Below are 16,192 nucleotides of genomic sequence, written 5' to 3' on the forward strand. Positions count from 1 at the left end.
CTCGGTGGCGGGCCATGAATCCCTGTCCCCTGCGGCTGGCGCGGGCACCCCGCGAGATCCGTGCGCCTGCACGCCCGACCAGGCCGCCGCTATGCCTCGCGCGTCTCGGGGCCGCTGCTGGACCGGCATCGATCTGCACATTGGCCCTGCCGCCCACCGGACCATGGCGGCGCTGGACGCGCGCCCGGCGAAACGTCGGACGCGGTCCGCGCGCGGGTCGCGGCGTGCCGCCTGCGGCAAATGGCGCGCCAGGGCGTGCCCAATGCGCGCCTGGAAGGCCCGGCGCTGGAGCGGCATTGCCCGCTGGAAGGCGCCGCGCGCGACCTGCTCCTGCAGGCCATGCGGCGGCTGGGCGGCTCGGCCCGGGCAATGCACCGGGCGCTGCGGGTGGCGCGCACCATCGCCGATCTGGAGGAGGCGGAGCGCCTGTCCGCGCGCCATGTGGCCCAGGCCGTGCAGTACCGCCGCCCGGGCGATTGAACCCGCGCGGGCCCCGCTCGACAAAATCAGGGAAATCACCATATAATCAAAGGCTTTCCCGGATCCGGCAGGCTTACTGACGGAGAGGGGAAACGCTGCGGACGGAGCCATGCCCGGAAGCAGCACTGAAAGCAGTAACGCAAGAGCAGTACCCCAGCAAGAGCAGTACCCCAAAGCAGTACCACAGAAGTGGCAACAGGTCACGAAAGTCCTGGCGCAGCCATCAGAGTCTGCCGGAATCCCGGGCGGGCCGCTGCGGCGGGCACCTCGCGCCATGTCAAATCAACAATGAGTTTTTAGGGAATCATCATGCCCAAGATGAAAACCAAGAAAAGCGCCTCCAAGCGCTTTCAGGTTCGCGGCAGCGGATCCATCAAGCGTGGTCAGGCGTTCAAGCGTCACATCCTGACCAAGAAGACCACGAAGAACAAGCGCCAGCTGCGCGGTTCGGCTGCGGTCCATGAAACCAACGTGGCCTCCGTCAAGGCCATGATGCCTTTCGCTTGATCTAAGGGAGATCTACTATGCCTCGCGTCAAACGCGGCGTTACCGCCCGCGCCCGCCACAAGAAAGTCATCGCCGCCGCCAAGGGTTACCGCGGCCGCCGCGGCAATGTGTTCCGCGTCGCCAAGCAGGCGGTCATGCGCGCCGGCCAATACGCCTACCGCGACCGCCGCAACAAGAAGCGCACCTTCCGCGCCCTGTGGATCACCCGCATCAACGCCGCCGTGCGCGAGCATGGCGTCAGCTACAGCGTGTTCATCGCCGGCCTGAAGAAGGCCGCGATCGAGCTGGATCGCAAGGTGCTGGCCGATCTGGCCGTGCGCGACAAGGCGGGCTTCGCCGCCATCGTGCAGCAAGCCAAGGCGCCTTGGCTGCCTGATCGCGTTCTTTCATCGCGCATCGCTGCAAACGGGGCTGTAAAGGCCCCGTTTGCGTTTTGAAGGCTGGATTTCATGACTCTATCGGTTGACGACCTGGTTTCCCAGGCTCAAGAACGGTTCGCCGCGGCCACGGACGCCGCCTCGCTCGAAAACGCCAAGGCCCGCTTCCTGGGCAAGGAAGGGGCGCTCACGGTGCTGCTCAAGGGGCTGGGCAAGCTCGACCCCGAGCAGAAGCGCGAGATGGGCGGCCGTATCAATCAGGCCAAGCAGAAGGTCGAAGAGCTGCTCAACGCGCGCCGCGCCGAGCTGGCGCAGGCCGAGCTCGACGCCCGGCTGGCTTCCGAAACCATCGACGTCACGCTGCCGGGACGCGGCCGCGCGCCGGGCGGCATCCATCCGGTGATCCGCACCTGGGAGCGCGTGGAAGAGATTTTCCGCTCCATCGGTTTCGACGTGGCCGACGGCCCCGAGATCGAGAACGACTGGACCAACTTCACCGCGCTGAACAATCCGCTGGACCACCCGGCGCGCTCCATGCAGGACACCTTCTACGTCGACATGAAAGACGCCGAAGGGCTGCCGCTGCTGCTGCGCACCCACACCAGCCCCATGCAGGTGCGCTACGCGCGCATGCACAAGCCGCCCATCAAGGTCATCGCGCCGGGGCGCACCTACCGCGTCGACAGCGACGCCACGCACTCGCCCATGTTCCACCAGGTGGAAGGGCTCTGGATCGCGGAGGACATTTCCTTCGCCGACCTGAAGGGCGTGTATACCGATTTCCTGCGTTGCTTCTTCGAGAGCGACGATCTCGTCGTGCGTTTCCGCCCGTCGTTCTTCCCCTTCACCGAACCCTCGGCCGAAATCGACATGATGTTCACCTCGGGACCCAACCGCGGCCGCTGGCTGGAGATTTCCGGCTCGGGGCAGGTGCATCCCCAGGTGGTGCGCAATTTCGGCCTCGACCCCGAGCGCTATATCGGGTTCGCCTTCGGCTCCGGGCTGGAACGCCTGACGATGCTGCGCTACGGCGTGAACGACCTGCGCCAGTTCTACGAAGGCGATTTGCGCTTCCTGCGCCAGTTCAACGAATAATTCAGGGCAGATCATGCAATTTCCCGAATCCTGGCTGCGTACGCTGGTCAATCCCCCGATCGCAACCGACGAACTCGCGCACCGGCTCACCATGGCCGGCCTGGAGGTCGAAGAAACCGTGCCGGCCGCGCCCCCGTTCTCGGGCGTGGTGGTGGCGCGCATTGCGGAAATCGCGCCGCATCCGAATGCGGACAAGCTGCGCGTGTGCCAGGTCGACGACGGCTCCGGCGCGCTGCTGCAGATCGTCTGCGGCGCGCCCAACGCGGCCGCGGGCCTGACCGTGCCGCTGGCGCGCGTGGGCGCCGAACTGCCCGGCGGCATGAAGATCGGCGTCGCGAAGATGCGCGGCGTGGAATCCTCGGGCATGCTGTGCTCGGCGCGCGAACTCGGCCTGTCGCAGGACCATGCCGGCCTGCTGGAACTGCCGGCCGGCCTGACGCCCGGCCAGTCCCTGCGCGAGGCGCTCGACCTGGACGACACGCTGTTCACGCTGAAGCTCACGCCCAACCGTGCCGATTGCCTGTCGATACTCGGCGTGGCCCGCGAGGTTGCCGCCCTGACCGGCGCGCCGCTGTCGGTGCCGACCGCGGCGGCCGTGCCCGTCACGCTGGACGAGCGCCTGCCCGTGAAGGTCGAGGCGCCCGACCTGTGCGGCCGCTTCGGCGGCCGGGTGATCCGCGGCGTGAATGCCCGCGCCGCCACGCCCGCCTGGATGAAGACCCGGCTCGAGCGCGCCGGCCAGCGTTCCGTGTCGGCCCTGGTGGACATCTCCAACTACGTGATGCTGGAGCTGGGGCGTCCCTCGCACGTGTTCGACCTCGACAAGATCCAGGGCGGCATCACCGTGCGCTGGGCGCGCGAGGGCGAAACCCTGGAGCTGCTCAATGGCCAGACCGTGACGCTCGATCCCAAGGTCGGCGTGGTGGCCTGCGGCGACCAGGTCGAGAGCCTGGCCGGCATCATGGGCGGCGAAGCCACGGCCGTCACGCTCGATACCACCAACATCTACCTGGAAGCCGCGTTCTGGTGGCCGCAGGCCCTGGCCGGCCGCGCGCGCCGCTACAAGTTCAGCTCCGAGGCCAGCCATCGCGGCGAGCGGGGCGTGGACTATGCCACCATCCCCGAGCACATCGAGTTCATCACGCGCCTGATTGTCGACATCTGCGGCGGCCAGGCCGGCCCGCTCGATGACCAGATCGTCAACCTGCCGAGGCGCGAGCCCGTGCGCATGCGGCTGGCGCGCTGCCACCGCGTGCTGGGCGTGCCGGTCACGCAGACGGAGGTGGGCCGGATTTTCGCCAGCCTGGGCCTGGACTACCGCATCGAAGGCGAGGACTTCGTCGTCATTCCGCCCTCGTACCGCTTCGACATTGAAATCGAGGAAGACCTGATCGAGGAAGTCGCGCGCATCTATGGCTTCGAGCGCATCCCCGACGTGCCGCCCATGGCGCGCGCCAAGATGTACTCGCAGCCCGAGGTGCGCCGCGGCAACCACGCGCTGCGCCGCCTGGCGGCCGCGCAGGACTACCAGGAAGTGGTGAACTTCAGCTTCGTGGAGGCCGACTGGGAGCGCGACTACGCAGGCAACGTCAATCCCGTGCGTCTGGTGAACCCCATCGCCAGCCACCTCTCGGTCATGCGGTCCAGCCTCATCGGCGGCCTGGTGGCCAACATTCGCCACAACGCCAATCGCAAGCAGTCGCGCGTGCGCCTGTTCGAGCTTGGCCGCGTGTTCTTGCGCGACGATGCCGCGCAGGACGGTCCGCTCGAAGTGGCCGGCGTGCGCCAGCCCCTGAAGCTGGCCGGCGCGGCCTGGGGCCCGGCCGTCGAGGAGCAGTGGGGCGCGCCGGCGCGCCTGGTCGATTTCTATGATGCGAAGATGGATGTGCAGGCGCTGTTCGGCGCGCGCGGCCCCCGGCTGCGTTTCGAGGCCGCCCAGCATCCGGCCCTGCATCCGGGCCGCAGCGCGCGCATCGAGCTCGACGGCCGCACGGTGGGCTGGATCGGCGAACTGCATCCGCGCTGGGCGCAGCAGGCCGACCTGCAGCACGCGCCCGTGGTGTTCGAGCTGGACGTGGACGCCCTGGCGGCCGGAGAACTGCCCCAGGTGCGCGAGCTTTCGCGCCAGCCCGTGGTCGTGCGCGACCTGGCCCTGTGGGTGGACGCCGGCGTTACCGCGCAATCCATGCTGGATACCGTCGCGGCGGCCGTCAAGGCGGACCCGCAACTGTCGGTGGTGCAGGACGCGCGGCTCTTCGACGTGTGGCGCGAGAAGAGCCAGGATGGCGCGGCGCCCGCGGCCGAGAAAAGCCTTGCCTTCCGCTTCTGGCTACAGGACACTGAAGTCACGCTGGACGAGGCCCGGGTGGCCGATTGCCTTGCCCGCATCAAGGATGCCCTGGTGCACGCCCACGGCGCCCGCCAGCGCGCCTGAACAGGGGGAAATCATGCTTGCCGAGCCACGCACTCTGACCAAGGCCGAACTGGCCGAGCTGCTCTTCGAGCGGGTCGGCCTGAACAAGCGCGAAGCGAAGGACATCGTGGACACTTTCTTTGAAGAGATCCGCGACGCCCTGGCCCGCGGCGAATCCGTCAAGCTGTCGGGATTCGGCAATTTCCAGGTGCGCGACAAACCGCCGCGCCCCGGACGCAATCCCAAGACCGGCGAAACCATTCCCATCGCCGCCCGTCGCGTCGTCACTTTCCATGCCAGCCAGAAGCTGAAGAGCGTCGTGGAGCAGGCGGTCCCGCCCGAGCCGGAAACGGCGGAGTGATACGCTTTGTCGGTAATTGTTATCGGCGCACGTCGCATCGCGGCATAAAATTCTCTTATGACACGTTCCGAATCCACCGTTACCTTACCGCCCATTCCCGCCAAGCGTTATTTCACGATTGGCGAGGTGAGTGAGCTGTGCGGCGTCAAGCCGCACGTCCTGCGCTACTGGGAGCAGGAGTTCACGCAGCTCAAGCCTGTCAAGCGCCGCGGCAACCGGCGTTATTACCAGCACCACGAGGTGCTGCTCATCCGCCGCATCCGCTCGCTGCTGTACGAGCAAGGTTTCACCATCAGCGGCGCGCGCAACCGCCTGGGCGATACGCGCGACACGCCGCATGACCAGGACGCGGCGGTGCGCCTGTCCGGCGCGGAACTGCAATCGCTGCGCACCGAGCTGGGCAATGTGTCGGCGCTGCTGGCCGAGGCGCTGGGCGGACATGCCGGCGCGAATCCCGCGGCGGCTCCGAACCCGCCGCAGGCCGCGCAGGCGCACTGACGCGCGAGAACCATGGCCGTCCGATGGCGGCCACGCGCGCCGGCCGGACGATTCGTCGCTCCGGACGCGCGCCGTTTTTTTGCGGGTGCGGTTCCGGGCAATCGCGCGGGACCGGCAATGGAAATTTTTTGGGGGCGAGCGAATTTTTTGCGCGAAGGCGTGCAAACAAAATTTAGTTCTGCTATACTCTTTTTCTTTCGGGGCGTAGCGCAGCCTGGTAGCGCACTTGCATGGGGTGCAAGGGGTCGCGAGTTCGAATCCCGCCGTCCCGACCATTGTTCTAAAGGCCGTCAGTGAGAAATCACTGACGGCCTTTGTCATTTTCAACGGTTTTTTTGCGGGCAGGGGGGCGAGGGGCAAGGGACGAGGTACGAGACTCGGCGCAAAAAAAATGCGAGCAATTAATCATTAAGTGATTGCGCCAAGACCGGTTATTGCTGATGGCGCTCAAGGGTTTATCGCGGCGGGGCGGGCGATTATCTTTTCCGCGCGGCGACGGGGTAGAAGATTGCAGTTTCGAGGCTCCGCTTTCATCTCCCGTATTGGCGTCCCGTCGTCGATGCCGTCTTCACGGCGCTTATTGCGGCCGGGCGTTTGTCGCCACCACTTCGCTATGACCAATCCGGCGGCCGCCGGATGGGCCGTTCATGTGCGACCGCCACGCCGACGCGCCCGTCGGGCAGGCGATAACGCGTTGCGCCCAGCCATTCCACCGTTTCGCCGGTCGGCAGGCTGCATCGGTACAGGCTGCGCGGCGGCGATTGCACGTCGGTCGGGCGCAGGCGCAGCAGGCGGCGCTCCACGCGCACCGTGGACGCCCCGGACACTTCGAGAATGACGTCGGACAAGCGTGAGCCGAATGCCATGATGGATTTCCTCCACAGGATGCGTCAGCCGGCCCCGCGGCCGGGCTTCGGGTTTTCCCTCTTGGTCTCTATGGTAGGCGCGCCGGAGGATGGGTATCGTGCAAAAGGATGAGGGGCCGGGCGCCCGGGCGCGCAAGATGCAAAGCTACTAGATGAACTAGTGATTCGTAACCTCTTGAAAACAAAGCCTTTCAAGGAAAGAATCTTGCGTCATGTCGCAGGCGTGGGGCCTGGTCCGGATAGGGGGCGAAGATGGCGGCTGGGCCGCGTCGTTATATCGATGGGTTCATGGTGCGGGGCGAGGCGGTGATGTTGGACAAGGGCGTGCTGGCGATCGAGATTGTCGTGTCGCGGGAGGATGGAGGGCTGGAGGCCCGCTGGTCCCTGCCCCGTTTCGTGACCTTTCCGGATATGGCCTCGGCGCTGCGCCATGCCGAACTCGTGCTGGCTGGTATCCTGTCCATCGACCCGGCGACCGGCGAGCCGCGCTATGGCATTCTCTGAAGCGGCATCCGGGGCCAGCCGGTTCGTCTCCGCAGGGGGAGATTCCGCCATGCGGCGTTGATGTTTTGTTTCGTTTATCACAATCCCGGGCTTGCCGCCGCGCGCCATGCGATTAGAGTGGTTGAGGATGTACAACAACAAGGAGCGTTCCATGTTCGACACATTTCCTGCTTTTCGTCGTGCCAGTATCGCTGTCGCCCTGGGCGCGGCCAGCGTGCTCTTCGTCGGCTGCACCGCTACGCCGCCCAAGACCAGCGCGACGGCAACGGAACAGCGCCAGTCGCTCAACAGCGCGGCCAACGCGACGCTGACCCGGTTGTACGAGGCTTCGCCGCAGTCCAAGGAACTGGTGGCGCGCGCCAAGGGCGTGCTGGTGTTTCCCGACGTGCTGAGCGGCAGCTTCATCGTCGGCGCCGAGCACGGCAAGGGCGTGCTGCGCGTGGGCGGCGCTCCCGCGGGCTACTACAGCACGACGGCGGGCTCGATCGGCTTCCAGGCCGGCGCGCAGTCCAAGGCAATGGTGCTGCTTTTCATGACGGATGACGCGCTGAACAAGTTCCGCAACAGCGCCGGGTGGACCGTGGGCGCGGACGCGACGGTGGCCGTGGCCAACATCGGCGCCAACGGCCGTATCGACACCAACACCGCCCAGCAGCCCATCGTGGGCTTCGTGATGAACAATGGCGGCCTGATGGCCGGCGTTTCGCTGGCGGGCACCAAGATTTCCAAGCTGGATCTCTGAGTGCGGCAAGGCGGGCGTTTCGCGCCCGCCTCTGCGCGAACAAACGGGCCGGCGCGGCGGGACTGCCGCGCCGGCCCGTTTGCCGTTTGTGCGGGGGGGCGCCGCCCGCGATCCGGCGCGCTTCAGCCGAGCAGCGAATCGCCGCCGGCGCGCAGGGCGTTGGCCCGTTCGATTTCCGCGGCCTCGATCTTGGGATCCAGGCCCCGCCAGCGCACGATGTGGCCGCGTTCTTCTTCGGGCTCCCAGCCCAGCATGCCATAGCGGGTGATTTCGACCTCGCCGGTGGAGAATTCGACTTCGAAATAGCCCTGGCGTTCGGGCAGCGAGCTTCCCGGGAACCATTCGGTTTCTGGCATGGCGGTCTCCTTTGCGATGCGGGGGCCGTCCGCGCGGCGGCCGTGGCTTCATTGTGGTCCGCCTGCTGCGGGGCCGCAAGCGTCAGGGCAGGGGCACCGCGGTGGTGTAGAGCACCTGCTTGAGCGCGAAGCTCGAGCGTATGCTGGCCACGCCGGGAATGCGCGTGATGTGCTGCACGATCAGCCGCTCCAGCGCGTCCACGTCGGGCACCAGCGCACGCACCAGGTAGTCGGCGTCGCCCGACATGAGATAGCACTCCATGATTTCGGGCAGCACGGCGATTTCGCGTTCGAACGTGTCCAGTGTCGATTTGCGCTGCTTGTCCAGCGAGATCTGAATGAAGACGTTCACCTTGAGCCCGAGCTTGCGCGCATTGAGCAGCGTGACGCGCCGGTCGATCAGGCCCTCGGATTCGAGGCGGCGGACCCGCGCCAGGCAGGGGGAGGGCGAGAGATTCACGCGGGAGGCGAGTTCGACGTTGGTGAGGCGTGCGTCGCGCTGGAGCTCGTTGAGGATGCGGATGTCCGTGGCGTCGAGATCGATGTCCAGCATGAATCACCTGTAAGGGGCGGGTTTTCAATTCATCTATGCCGTGAATATAGCCGGGCGCCGCCTGGCCCGGGCAGCGTCGGCGGCGCGCCGCGCCGGTAGAATGTGGCGCTTTCGGCTGACGACCGCAGGGGCGGGAAAGAATGGGCGAGCTTTACCTGGTGCTGGCGGCCGGCGCAATGGCCGCGGGCTTCGTGCAGGGGCTGTCGGGGTTCGGGTTCGGCATGGTGGCCATGTCGTTCTGGGCCTGGACGGTGGAGCCCCGGCTGGCCGCGCCGATGGCGGTGTTCGGCGCGCTCAGCGGCCAGTTGCTGGCGGCGTTCACGGTGCGACGGGGCTTCGCGCTGGCGCGGCTGCTGCCATTCGTGGCCGGGGGCCTGCTTGGCATCCCCCTGGGATTGAAAGTGCTGCCCTATCTCGACCCCGTGGTCTTCAAAGTCTGCATCGGCGGGCTGCTGGCCGTCTGGTGCCCCCTCATGCTCTGCGCGGGCCGCCTGCCGCGCATTTCGGTGGGCGGCCGCACGGCCGACGGCGTGGCGGGGCTGATGGGCGGCGTCATGGGTGGGCTGGGCGGATTCACCGGCGTGATTCCCACGCTGTGGTGCACCTTGAGGGGATACGACCGCGATACGCAGCGCGCCGTCATCCAGAATTTCAACCTGTCCATGCTGACGGTGACGATGATCGGCTATGTCGTCACCGGCGTGGTCACGTCCGCCATGCTGCCGCAGTTCGCGGTGGTCCTGCCCGCGATGCTGGTGCCCGCCTGGCTGGGTACGCGCGTGTACACGGGCATCAGCGATGCGGCATTCCGGCGGGTCGTGCTGGGGCTGCTGACGCTCTCCGGCATCGCGCTGCTGGCGGCGTCGCTGCCCAGGCTGCTTGCCTGAGCGCGCGGCGTGCTATCTTTACCGCGTTTGGCAGGAAGGATTCCATGGCATTGCATCGTTTCAAGAAGGGCGAATTGGGAGAGTGGCTGCGCGTGATCGCCGAAAGCGGCGAAGCGGACGCCCGGCCGGCCGACGAGGTGCCCGCCGACGTGCTCCAGGCGCTCGAAACCCTGCGCTGCATCGAGCCGGCCGGACCCGGCCGCTGGCGTGTGACCGCCAAGGGCGAACTGGCCCTGCGCATGGAAGACCCCGCCGCTATCCACCGCCGCTGATCGCGCCCGCGATACATTTCGCCAACTGTGTCTGGTTTGTTGCGCCCATCGTTCCCCGATTGTGCCGCGACAGCGGCGAATTCCCGTGAATTACTGTGCCATTTGGCTGCTTCCCGACGTATCCGGAAGGGTCGGCTGCCGTTAAGATGAACTTGCGTGACGCAAGCATGTCTATTCATTGGCGCGGCTGCTCGCGAGCAAACCCGCGGCGTCACGCGTGGTTCACGCGTTCAGACGCGTTTAGGCAACCGACTGGGAGGAACCCATGCAGCATCGCGACCAGGAAGTACTGATCGACGTTTCCACGGCGGCCATGGATACCGGCGGATATGGCGTATTGCTGACGGTGACGGCCGAGGGCGGCACGGAAGTGGATGCCGCTTTTTCCCATCTGGGCAATTGCGCCTCGCTGGATGAGGCGCGGGATCGCGCGGAAGCGTTCGCGCAAGACTGGGTCAAGGAGAACATCTTTCGCTAGTGTGTTTTGCACTGAAAGCGAGTCTGCCCGGTCTGTGCCCCAGGGCGGCCCGGCCCGGAAATTCCGGCGATAATCCTCCATGAGACATCGTCGCGGCAAACATCCCGACACGCCGCGATACGCCGCACTTTCCGGATTACCCGCCGTTCCGACATGGCCGCCGCACAGACCCATTCCCCGCTCGCGCGGCACATTCGTGTGCTGGGCGATCACTTCGACTCCCTCATCCTTCCCATGTGGATGGGCCCAGGGTTCAACCAGACCCTGGGCCTGCCCTACGAGTCGCTGGACGCGGCCAGCGGCCGGCCCTTGCCGCCGGTGCGCTATCGCGCCATGGCGTGCGCGCGTCAGCTCTACGTTTTCTCCAACGCGCGGGCGCCGGGCGCGCGCGAGCACGCCGGCAGGCTCTTCGAATCGCTGACGCGCACGTTCCGCAACGCGGAGCACGGCGGCTGGCGGTTCAGCGTGGATGCCGAGGGCAAGCCGCTGGACGACACTCAGGATCTCTACACGCATGCATTCGTAGTGTTTGCCTGCGCGGCCTATTTCCGCAGCTCGCGCGCGGCGCAGGCGCGCCGGCTGATGTTGGAGACCGCGGAGCACATCGAGGCGCATTTCCGCACCGGCGATGAGCTCTACGCCAGCGCGCTGGGCGCCGATTGGCGGCGGGTCGTGCGCGGCCCGGCGCAGAACCCCATGATGCACCTGACGGAGTCCTACCTGGCGGCGGCGCAGATCGCCGAGCCGGCGCTTTTCGCGCAACGCCTGCGCCGCCTGGGGCAGGCCGTGGCGGCGGCATTCCTGCATCCGCCCTCACAGTGCATTGCCGAGGAGGCGATGGGGACGGCGGACAATCGTCTCGAGCCCGGGCACCAGTTCGAGTGGATGACCCTGGTGCACGGCGCGCAAGACGTCTACGACGGCCTCGAATTGCCCGATTTCCTGCCGCGCGGGGTGGCATGGGCCCGCCGCCACGGGGTAGACGACGGCTCGGTGCGGGCCGCGCTCGACATGCGCGGCGGCGTGCTCGACGACACGCGCCGCATCTGGGCCCAGACCGAATATCTGCGCATGCTGGCGGCTACTGGCGATCTGGCTGTCCTGGAGCCGGCGCTGGTCCGCTTCAACCGGGATTTTCTGCACCCGGGAGGCTGGCATGAATGCCTGGACGGGCAGGGCCAGGTCACCCGCGGCGACATGCCGTCCACCTCTCCCTACCATCTGGCGACGTGCCTGGAAGAGTTGCAAAACGTAATTAAGTTAGCACGCTAACAAGATTCTTTCCTTTTGGACCTGGATTTTGATAGAAAAATATTGGTGAAATCCCTTACACTTTTGTAAGTTTTTTTAAGGGGTAGCATCAATGAGCGTTATGTGCCAGGCTTGCCAACGCATTCATCCCGGGCTTGCCGGGGTTGCGCCGCACGCCCAGCTCGGTCATCAGGGATTCACCCACCCTACGCAGAAAGGCCGCGAGGAAAGCCGCGAAGATCACTTCCGATGCCTGGTGTGCGGCGCCAAGTGGCTGCGCGAGACGGACAAGTGGGGCGTGGACCTCGGTTTCAAGCTGGCGCCCTGAGAGGGTCGTTCACGACAGCGCGGGTGGCGGTTGCAAGGCGATTGAGCAGCAGAGAAGGCGGGCCCTGGAGGCCCGCCTTTGTTTGTTCCGCCGCTTTCGGCGAGCCGGACGGCTCAGCCGCCTGACCCGGCGGCGCCGGCGACATCGGGGTCGGCCGCCGCGGTTTCCAGCAGCCAGGTGCGGAAGCACCGCAGCGCGTAGTGGTCGCGGCGCTGCGGGGGCGCGCACAGGTAGTAGCCGCGGGCGATGCGGCAGGGCAGGTCGGGAAAAGGCGCTGCCACGCGGCCCGCCGCGATGTCGTCGCGCACCAGGCAGCGCTGCAGCACCGCGATGCCCATGTCGGCCATGACGGCGCGCACCAGAATGGAAACCTGGTCGAAGCCGCTGGCCAGCCGCACGCCCTCGGGCGCGACGCCGGCGGCGGCAAACCACCAGGCCCAGTTGTCGACGCCGTTGCCGTGGTAGAGCAGCGGCTCGTCCAGCAGGCCGGCCGGCGTGTTCCATAGCCCCCGGGCGCGCCGCGCCGCCAGCCGCTGCGGATGGCAGATGACCACCATTTCGCGGCCGATGACGTAGTCGGCCTGCCACCCGGGCCATTGGCCTTCGACGCCCGACAGAATGCTGGCGTCGGGCGTGGCGCCGGAAAAGTCCTCGTTGCGCCGGTAGGCGGCAAAGCCGAGCTGGATGCCGGGGTGGCGCTGGTGGAAATCGGGCAGCCGGGGCACCAGCCAGGCGCTGGCCAGCGTGGGCACGCTGGAGATCGTCAGGCGCAGGCGGCGGTCGGCGGCGCGCAGCTCGGCGCTCAGGGCTTCGATGCGAGCCAGCGGCTCGCGCGCTTCTTCATACAGCCGGCGGCCGGTTTCGGTGAGCGCGAGGCCGTGGGCGTTGCGCCGCATGAGCGGCTGGCCGAAGTGCGTCTCCAGGCGCGAGATGGCACGGCTGATGGCGCCCTGGGTAACGCAGAGTTCCCGCGCGGCCAGGGTGAAGCTGCCCAGCCGCGCCGCCGCCACGAACGCATGCAGCTCGGACATGGACGGCGAGTGCAGGCGCATGACCGTACTTAGAATGACTGCTGGTAATGAAAGCGTGCAATATAGTCGTTTGATGCTCCAGCGTAAAGTTCGGACACTTGCGGCTTCTTCGCCATTCCCTTTTCGGAGTTGCCTCATGTCCCGCCGTTTTCTTGGCCGGTCCGCGCGCCTTGCGCTCGCCGGCATCGTTTCCCTGGCGTCCGCCGTCGCCATGCCCGCCCGGGCGGCCGACTATCCCGCGCGCCCGATCAAGCTGGTAGTGCCCTTCGCGGCCGGCGGCTCGACCGACATCGTGGCGCGCCTCATCGCGGAATACGCCGGCCGCGATCTCAAGCAGACCATCGTGGTGGAAAACAAGGCCGGCGCGGGCGGCTCGCTGGGCATGGAGCAGGTGGCGCGCGCCACGCCGGACGGCTACACCATCGGCATGGCCACGATGAGCACGCATGGCTCCAACCCGGCCGTGTACCGCCGCCTGAACTACGACCCGGTCAAGGACTTCGCGCCCATCGGCAACGTGCTGGCCGTGCCCAGCATCTTCGCGATCAATCCGCAGGTGCCGGCCAAGAACATGGCCGAGTTCGTCGCGCTGGCCAAGGGCTCGCCCGACAAGTACAGCTTCGCCTCGCCCGGCGTGGGGTCGCTGGGACACGTGAACATCGAGAACTTCATGATGCTGTCCGGCGTCAAGCTGCTGCACGTGCCGTACCGCGGCGCGGGCCCGGCGCTCAATGACGTGATGGGCGGCCAGGTCGACGCCATTACCGACAATCTCTCGTCTACCCTGCCGCAGGTGCAGGGCGGCAAGCTGCGGGCCCTGGCCGTGCTCGGCGCGCAGCGCTCGCCGCTGCTGCCCGACGTGCCCACGTATATCGAGCTGGGCTATCCCGACATGGGCACGGGCGGCTGGTTCGGCCTGGTGGCGCCGGCCGGCACGCCTGCCGCCGTGATCGAACGGCTGAACAAGGCCGTGCGCGCCGCCATGGAAGACCCCGAGTTCCGCAAGAAGGCCGAGGACGTCGGCGGTACGCTCATGCCCACCACGCCCCAGGAATTCCAGGCGCAGATCGAACAGGCCCTGGCGCGCTACGCCAAGGTTGCCAAGACCGCCCGCATCGAGGCTGACTGACGATGACGCAAGCCGACTTCGACGCCGTTTCCGTATACGAACCGCAGGGCCCGGCCTTGCCGCTGGTCTGTGACTCGCCGCACAGCGGCGAGCGCTATCCCGCGGATTTCGGCGCCAGCGCCACCCTGGCCCAGTTGCGGCAGGGCGAGGACACCCACGTCGACGCGTTGTGGTCGGCCGCGCCCGCGCTGGGCGCCACGCTCATCGCGGCGAACTTTCCGCGCGTGTACATCGACCCCAACCGCACGCTGCGCGACCTCGATCCGGAACTGCTGGCCGAGCCCTGGCCCGAGCCGCTGGATCCGGGCGAGAAGACGCGGCTGGGCAAGGGGCTGATCTGGCGCCGCATGGACAAGTCCACGCCCATCTACGACCGCAAGCTGTCGCTGGCCGAAGTGCGCCACCGCATCCAGGCCTATTACCAGCCCTACCACGAGGCCCTGGCTGCCGCCATCCGGCGGACCCAGGAGCGTTTCGGCGCGGTCTGGCACCTGAACCTGCACTCGATGCCCAACGACGCCTATGAGCGCCTGGGCCGGCAGAGTCCGCGCCCGCTGGCCGATTTCGTGCTCGGCGACCGCGACGGCGCCACCTGCGAGCCGGGCTTCGTCGCCCTCATCGAGGAGGCGCTGCGCGCCCGCGGCTATACGGTGGCGCGCAACGACCCCTACAAGGGCGTGCAACTGATCGCCCAGATCGGCCAGCCCGCGCAGCGGCGCCACAGCCTGCAGGTGGAAATCCGGCGGCCGCTCTACATGGACGAAGCCACGCGCGAGCGCAACGCAGGCTTCGAGCAGTTGCGCGCGGATCTGTCGCAAGTGCTCGAAACCGTGGCCGGATACGTGCGCGGCCGTATGGACGACGCGCCCGCCGGCTGAGGCCAGCCCGCTCCATGGCCCGCCGCGGCCTGCGCCCCGGCGCCCGAAATTCTGACTTTCTTGTTTAAGTTTGCCATTCGGAGGGCCGTAGTCGGGACATATCGCGCCCGACGGCCGCCTCCGCGGGAGCCGCGCGCGCGTTCCAACAGGAGTGGGTATGGCCGAGAAAATCATCGGCGGTTTTTCCGTAGTGGCCTATGCCACGCAGCCCGAAGGGCGCGTGCCTCCGCGCGCTTTCCTCGAAACCCGGCCCACGGCTGCCGTCAGGCCGCCGCAGGCCGAGGCCCGGCCGGAGCAGGAAGCAGCGCCCGGGGAACAGAACCGCGTCTTCGAGATCTTCGTGCGCCGGCGCTTTCGCAGCACGGTGGAAGCCATGTCGGCCGCGCGCAACGCGCTGGACCGCGTCCAGTCCGTCGATGCCGACGGCGTGCCCGACCCGCTGCCCGAATAGCCCGGCCGCCTACACCAGTGTGCTGCGCATCAGGATGTCCGTCAGCGCCTGGGTCGGACGGTTGGGCGAGGGGGCCGAAATCACGATGAATTCCACTTGCGGCAGCGCGGGCAGCGCAAGCGCGCCGGCCGGCGGCGCGAGCCCCGCCGTGGACAGGTGCGAGGGCTGCACGGTGATGCCCAGTCCGGCGCGCGCCGCCGCCTGGCATCCCGCGTAGCTCGTGCTGGTGCAGACGATCTGCCAGCCGCGGCCCGCGCGCGCCAGCGCTTCCAGCGCCAGCGTGCGGGTGACGCTGGGTTCGCGCAGCAGGATCAGCGGCAGGGGGGCTTCGGGCGCGAGGCGCAGGCCCTCGCGGGCTTGCCAGAGCAGGGCTTCCTTGTGCAGCGTCTGGCCGCGCCGGTCGCCCTGGCGGCGCTTGCCGATCATCACGTCGAGGCGGTGGTCGTCCAGCAGCTTGTAGAGTTCGCTGGTCACGCCGATCGTGATGTCCAGCTCCACTTCCGGGTGTTCCTGGCGGAACGCGGCCAGCACGCCGGGCAGGGGGCCCAGCGCCAGGTCGCTGCGGATGGTGCGCCGGATAAACTCGGCGTAGTCTGTCTGCATGGTGGACGATCCCGGATCAATGAAGCAAGCCGCACTATAACCGCGCCGTGCCGCTTAAGCCACCATGGCCGAAGGCAGCTCGCGCAGCACGCCGTCCNCGGCCCTGGGGGCGGACCGGCGCGCCCCCAGGAC

Annotated in this window: 22 protein-coding genes and 1 tRNA gene; 18 read left to right on the forward strand and 5 right to left on the reverse strand. The window is 67.5% G+C overall.

The window, feature by feature from the left end; translation table 11 throughout:
• Positions 1 to 240 precede the first annotated feature (240 nt).
• The 8 genes from AD428_RS27715 to AD428_RS09760 all read left to right on the forward strand — a co-directional run bounded on the left by AD428_RS27715 (position 241) and on the right by AD428_RS09760 (position 6,006).
• The gene (locus AD428_RS27715) at positions 241 to 480 is read left to right on the forward strand and encodes an ATP-binding protein (protein WP_053245029.1); all 240 of its coding nucleotides are present in this window, start codon (positions 241 to 243) and stop codon (positions 478 to 480) included.
• A gap of 309 nt (positions 481 to 789) precedes the next feature.
• The gene (rpmI, locus tag AD428_RS09730; protein ID WP_012249552.1) at positions 790 to 987 is read left to right on the forward strand and encodes a 50S ribosomal protein L35; all 198 of its coding nucleotides are present in this window, start codon (positions 790 to 792) and stop codon (positions 985 to 987) included.
• Between the two features lie 17 nt (positions 988 to 1,004).
• Positions 1,005 to 1,424, forward strand: a complete 420-nt coding sequence (rplT, locus tag AD428_RS09735) for a 50S ribosomal protein L20 (protein ID WP_053245030.1) — start codon at positions 1,005 to 1,007, stop codon at positions 1,422 to 1,424.
• Between the two features lie 12 nt (positions 1,425 to 1,436).
• A complete protein-coding gene (pheS, locus tag AD428_RS09740) occupies positions 1,437 to 2,459 on the forward strand; it encodes a phenylalanine--tRNA ligase subunit alpha (protein ID WP_053245031.1) in 1,023 nt (340 codons plus the stop codon).
• Positions 2,460 to 2,472: 13 nt separating this feature from the next.
• A complete protein-coding gene (gene pheT / locus AD428_RS09745; RefSeq protein WP_053245032.1) occupies positions 2,473 to 4,893 on the forward strand; it encodes a phenylalanine--tRNA ligase subunit beta in 2,421 nt (806 codons plus the stop codon).
• Between the two features lie 13 nt (positions 4,894 to 4,906).
• Positions 4,907 to 5,233, forward strand: coding sequence for an integration host factor subunit alpha (locus AD428_RS09750; protein ID WP_053245050.1), 327 nt, complete (start codon positions 4,907 to 4,909; stop codon positions 5,231 to 5,233).
• A gap of 57 nt (positions 5,234 to 5,290) precedes the next feature.
• Positions 5,291 to 5,731 (forward strand): MerR family transcriptional regulator, encoded by a 441-nt coding sequence (locus AD428_RS09755; protein WP_053245033.1) that lies wholly within the window; start codon positions 5,291 to 5,293, stop codon positions 5,729 to 5,731.
• A 198-nt stretch (positions 5,732 to 5,929) separates the two neighbouring features.
• Positions 5,930 to 6,006: transfer RNA gene (locus tag AD428_RS09760), tRNA-Pro, on the forward strand.
• Positions 6,007 to 6,342: 336 nt separating this feature from the next.
• Here the strand turns inward: AD428_RS09760 and AD428_RS09765 are convergent.
• Positions 6,343 to 6,597, reverse strand: a complete 255-nt coding sequence (locus AD428_RS09765) for a hypothetical protein (RefSeq protein WP_053245034.1) — start codon at positions 6,595 to 6,597, stop codon at positions 6,343 to 6,345.
• Positions 6,598 to 6,885: 288 nt separating this feature from the next.
• On the opposite strand from AD428_RS09765, the gene AD428_RS09770 reads away from it, so the two are divergent.
• Together AD428_RS09770 and AD428_RS09775 are read left to right on the forward strand one after the other, a co-directional pair.
• Positions 6,886 to 7,101 carry a hypothetical protein gene (locus AD428_RS09770; protein ID WP_235489624.1) on the forward strand — a complete coding sequence of 72 codons (216 nt, stop codon included), beginning with the start codon at positions 6,886 to 6,888 and terminating at the stop codon, positions 7,099 to 7,101.
• Between the two features lie 151 nt (positions 7,102 to 7,252).
• A complete protein-coding gene (locus AD428_RS09775) occupies positions 7,253 to 7,843 on the forward strand; it encodes a BPSL1445 family SYLF domain-containing lipoprotein (RefSeq protein WP_053245051.1) in 591 nt (196 codons plus the stop codon).
• Positions 7,844 to 7,965: 122 nt separating this feature from the next.
• Here the strand turns inward: AD428_RS09775 and AD428_RS09780 are convergent, their stop codons facing one another.
• Positions 7,966 to 8,199, reverse strand: coding sequence for a hypothetical protein (locus AD428_RS09780; protein WP_053245036.1), 234 nt, complete (start codon positions 8,197 to 8,199; stop codon positions 7,966 to 7,968).
• Positions 8,200 to 8,281: 82 nt separating this feature from the next.
• Positions 8,282 to 8,752, reverse strand: coding sequence for an Lrp/AsnC family transcriptional regulator (locus AD428_RS09785; protein ID WP_053245037.1), 471 nt, complete (start codon positions 8,750 to 8,752; stop codon positions 8,282 to 8,284).
• Between the two features lie 140 nt (positions 8,753 to 8,892).
• On the opposite strand from AD428_RS09785, the gene AD428_RS09790 reads away from it, so the two are divergent.
• From AD428_RS09790 to AD428_RS09810, 5 genes are all read left to right on the forward strand, one after another.
• Positions 8,893 to 9,639, forward strand: coding sequence for a sulfite exporter TauE/SafE family protein (locus AD428_RS09790; RefSeq protein WP_053245038.1), 747 nt, complete (start codon positions 8,893 to 8,895; stop codon positions 9,637 to 9,639).
• Positions 9,640 to 9,683: 44 nt separating this feature from the next.
• Complete coding sequence (locus tag AD428_RS09795; protein ID WP_053245039.1) at positions 9,684 to 9,911, forward strand: hypothetical protein; 228 nt, start codon at positions 9,684 to 9,686, stop codon at positions 9,909 to 9,911.
• Between the two features lie 265 nt (positions 9,912 to 10,176).
• Positions 10,177 to 10,389 (forward strand): hypothetical protein, encoded by a 213-nt coding sequence (locus AD428_RS09800; protein WP_053245040.1) that lies wholly within the window; start codon positions 10,177 to 10,179, stop codon positions 10,387 to 10,389.
• A 153-nt stretch (positions 10,390 to 10,542) separates the two neighbouring features.
• The gene (locus AD428_RS09805; protein ID WP_053245041.1) at positions 10,543 to 11,661 is read left to right on the forward strand and encodes an AGE family epimerase/isomerase; all 1,119 of its coding nucleotides are present in this window, start codon (positions 10,543 to 10,545) and stop codon (positions 11,659 to 11,661) included.
• A 91-nt stretch (positions 11,662 to 11,752) separates the two neighbouring features.
• A complete protein-coding gene (locus AD428_RS09810) occupies positions 11,753 to 11,968 on the forward strand; it encodes a hypothetical protein (protein WP_053245042.1) in 216 nt (71 codons plus the stop codon).
• Between the two features lie 113 nt (positions 11,969 to 12,081).
• On the opposite strand, the gene AD428_RS09815 is transcribed toward AD428_RS09810, so the two are convergent.
• A complete protein-coding gene (locus AD428_RS09815; RefSeq protein WP_053245043.1) occupies positions 12,082 to 13,020 on the reverse strand; it encodes a LysR substrate-binding domain-containing protein in 939 nt (312 codons plus the stop codon).
• A gap of 115 nt (positions 13,021 to 13,135) precedes the next feature.
• Here AD428_RS09815 and AD428_RS09820 point away from each other — a divergent pair, with 115 nt between their 5' ends.
• The 3 genes from AD428_RS09820 (at position 13,136) to AD428_RS09830 (ending at position 15,457) form a co-directional block, all read left to right on the forward strand.
• On the forward strand, positions 13,136 to 14,128 hold the full coding sequence (locus AD428_RS09820) for a Bug family tripartite tricarboxylate transporter substrate binding protein (protein WP_053245044.1): 993 nt from the start codon (positions 13,136 to 13,138) through the stop codon (positions 14,126 to 14,128).
• A gap of 2 nt (positions 14,129 to 14,130) precedes the next feature.
• A complete protein-coding gene (locus tag AD428_RS09825) occupies positions 14,131 to 15,006 on the forward strand; it encodes an N-formylglutamate amidohydrolase (RefSeq protein WP_053245045.1) in 876 nt (291 codons plus the stop codon).
• 157 nt (positions 15,007 to 15,163) lie between these two features.
• Complete coding sequence (locus AD428_RS09830; protein WP_053245046.1) at positions 15,164 to 15,457, forward strand: hypothetical protein; 294 nt, start codon at positions 15,164 to 15,166, stop codon at positions 15,455 to 15,457.
• Positions 15,458 to 15,466: 9 nt separating this feature from the next.
• Here the strand turns inward: AD428_RS09830 and AD428_RS09835 are convergent, their stop codons facing one another.
• A complete protein-coding gene (locus AD428_RS09835) occupies positions 15,467 to 16,060 on the reverse strand; it encodes a LysR substrate-binding domain-containing protein (protein ID WP_235489645.1) in 594 nt (197 codons plus the stop codon).
• Between the last annotated feature and the right edge of the window lie 132 nt (positions 16,061 to 16,192).

The sequence above is a fragment of the Achromobacter sp. DMS1 genome, from assembly GCF_001270295.1.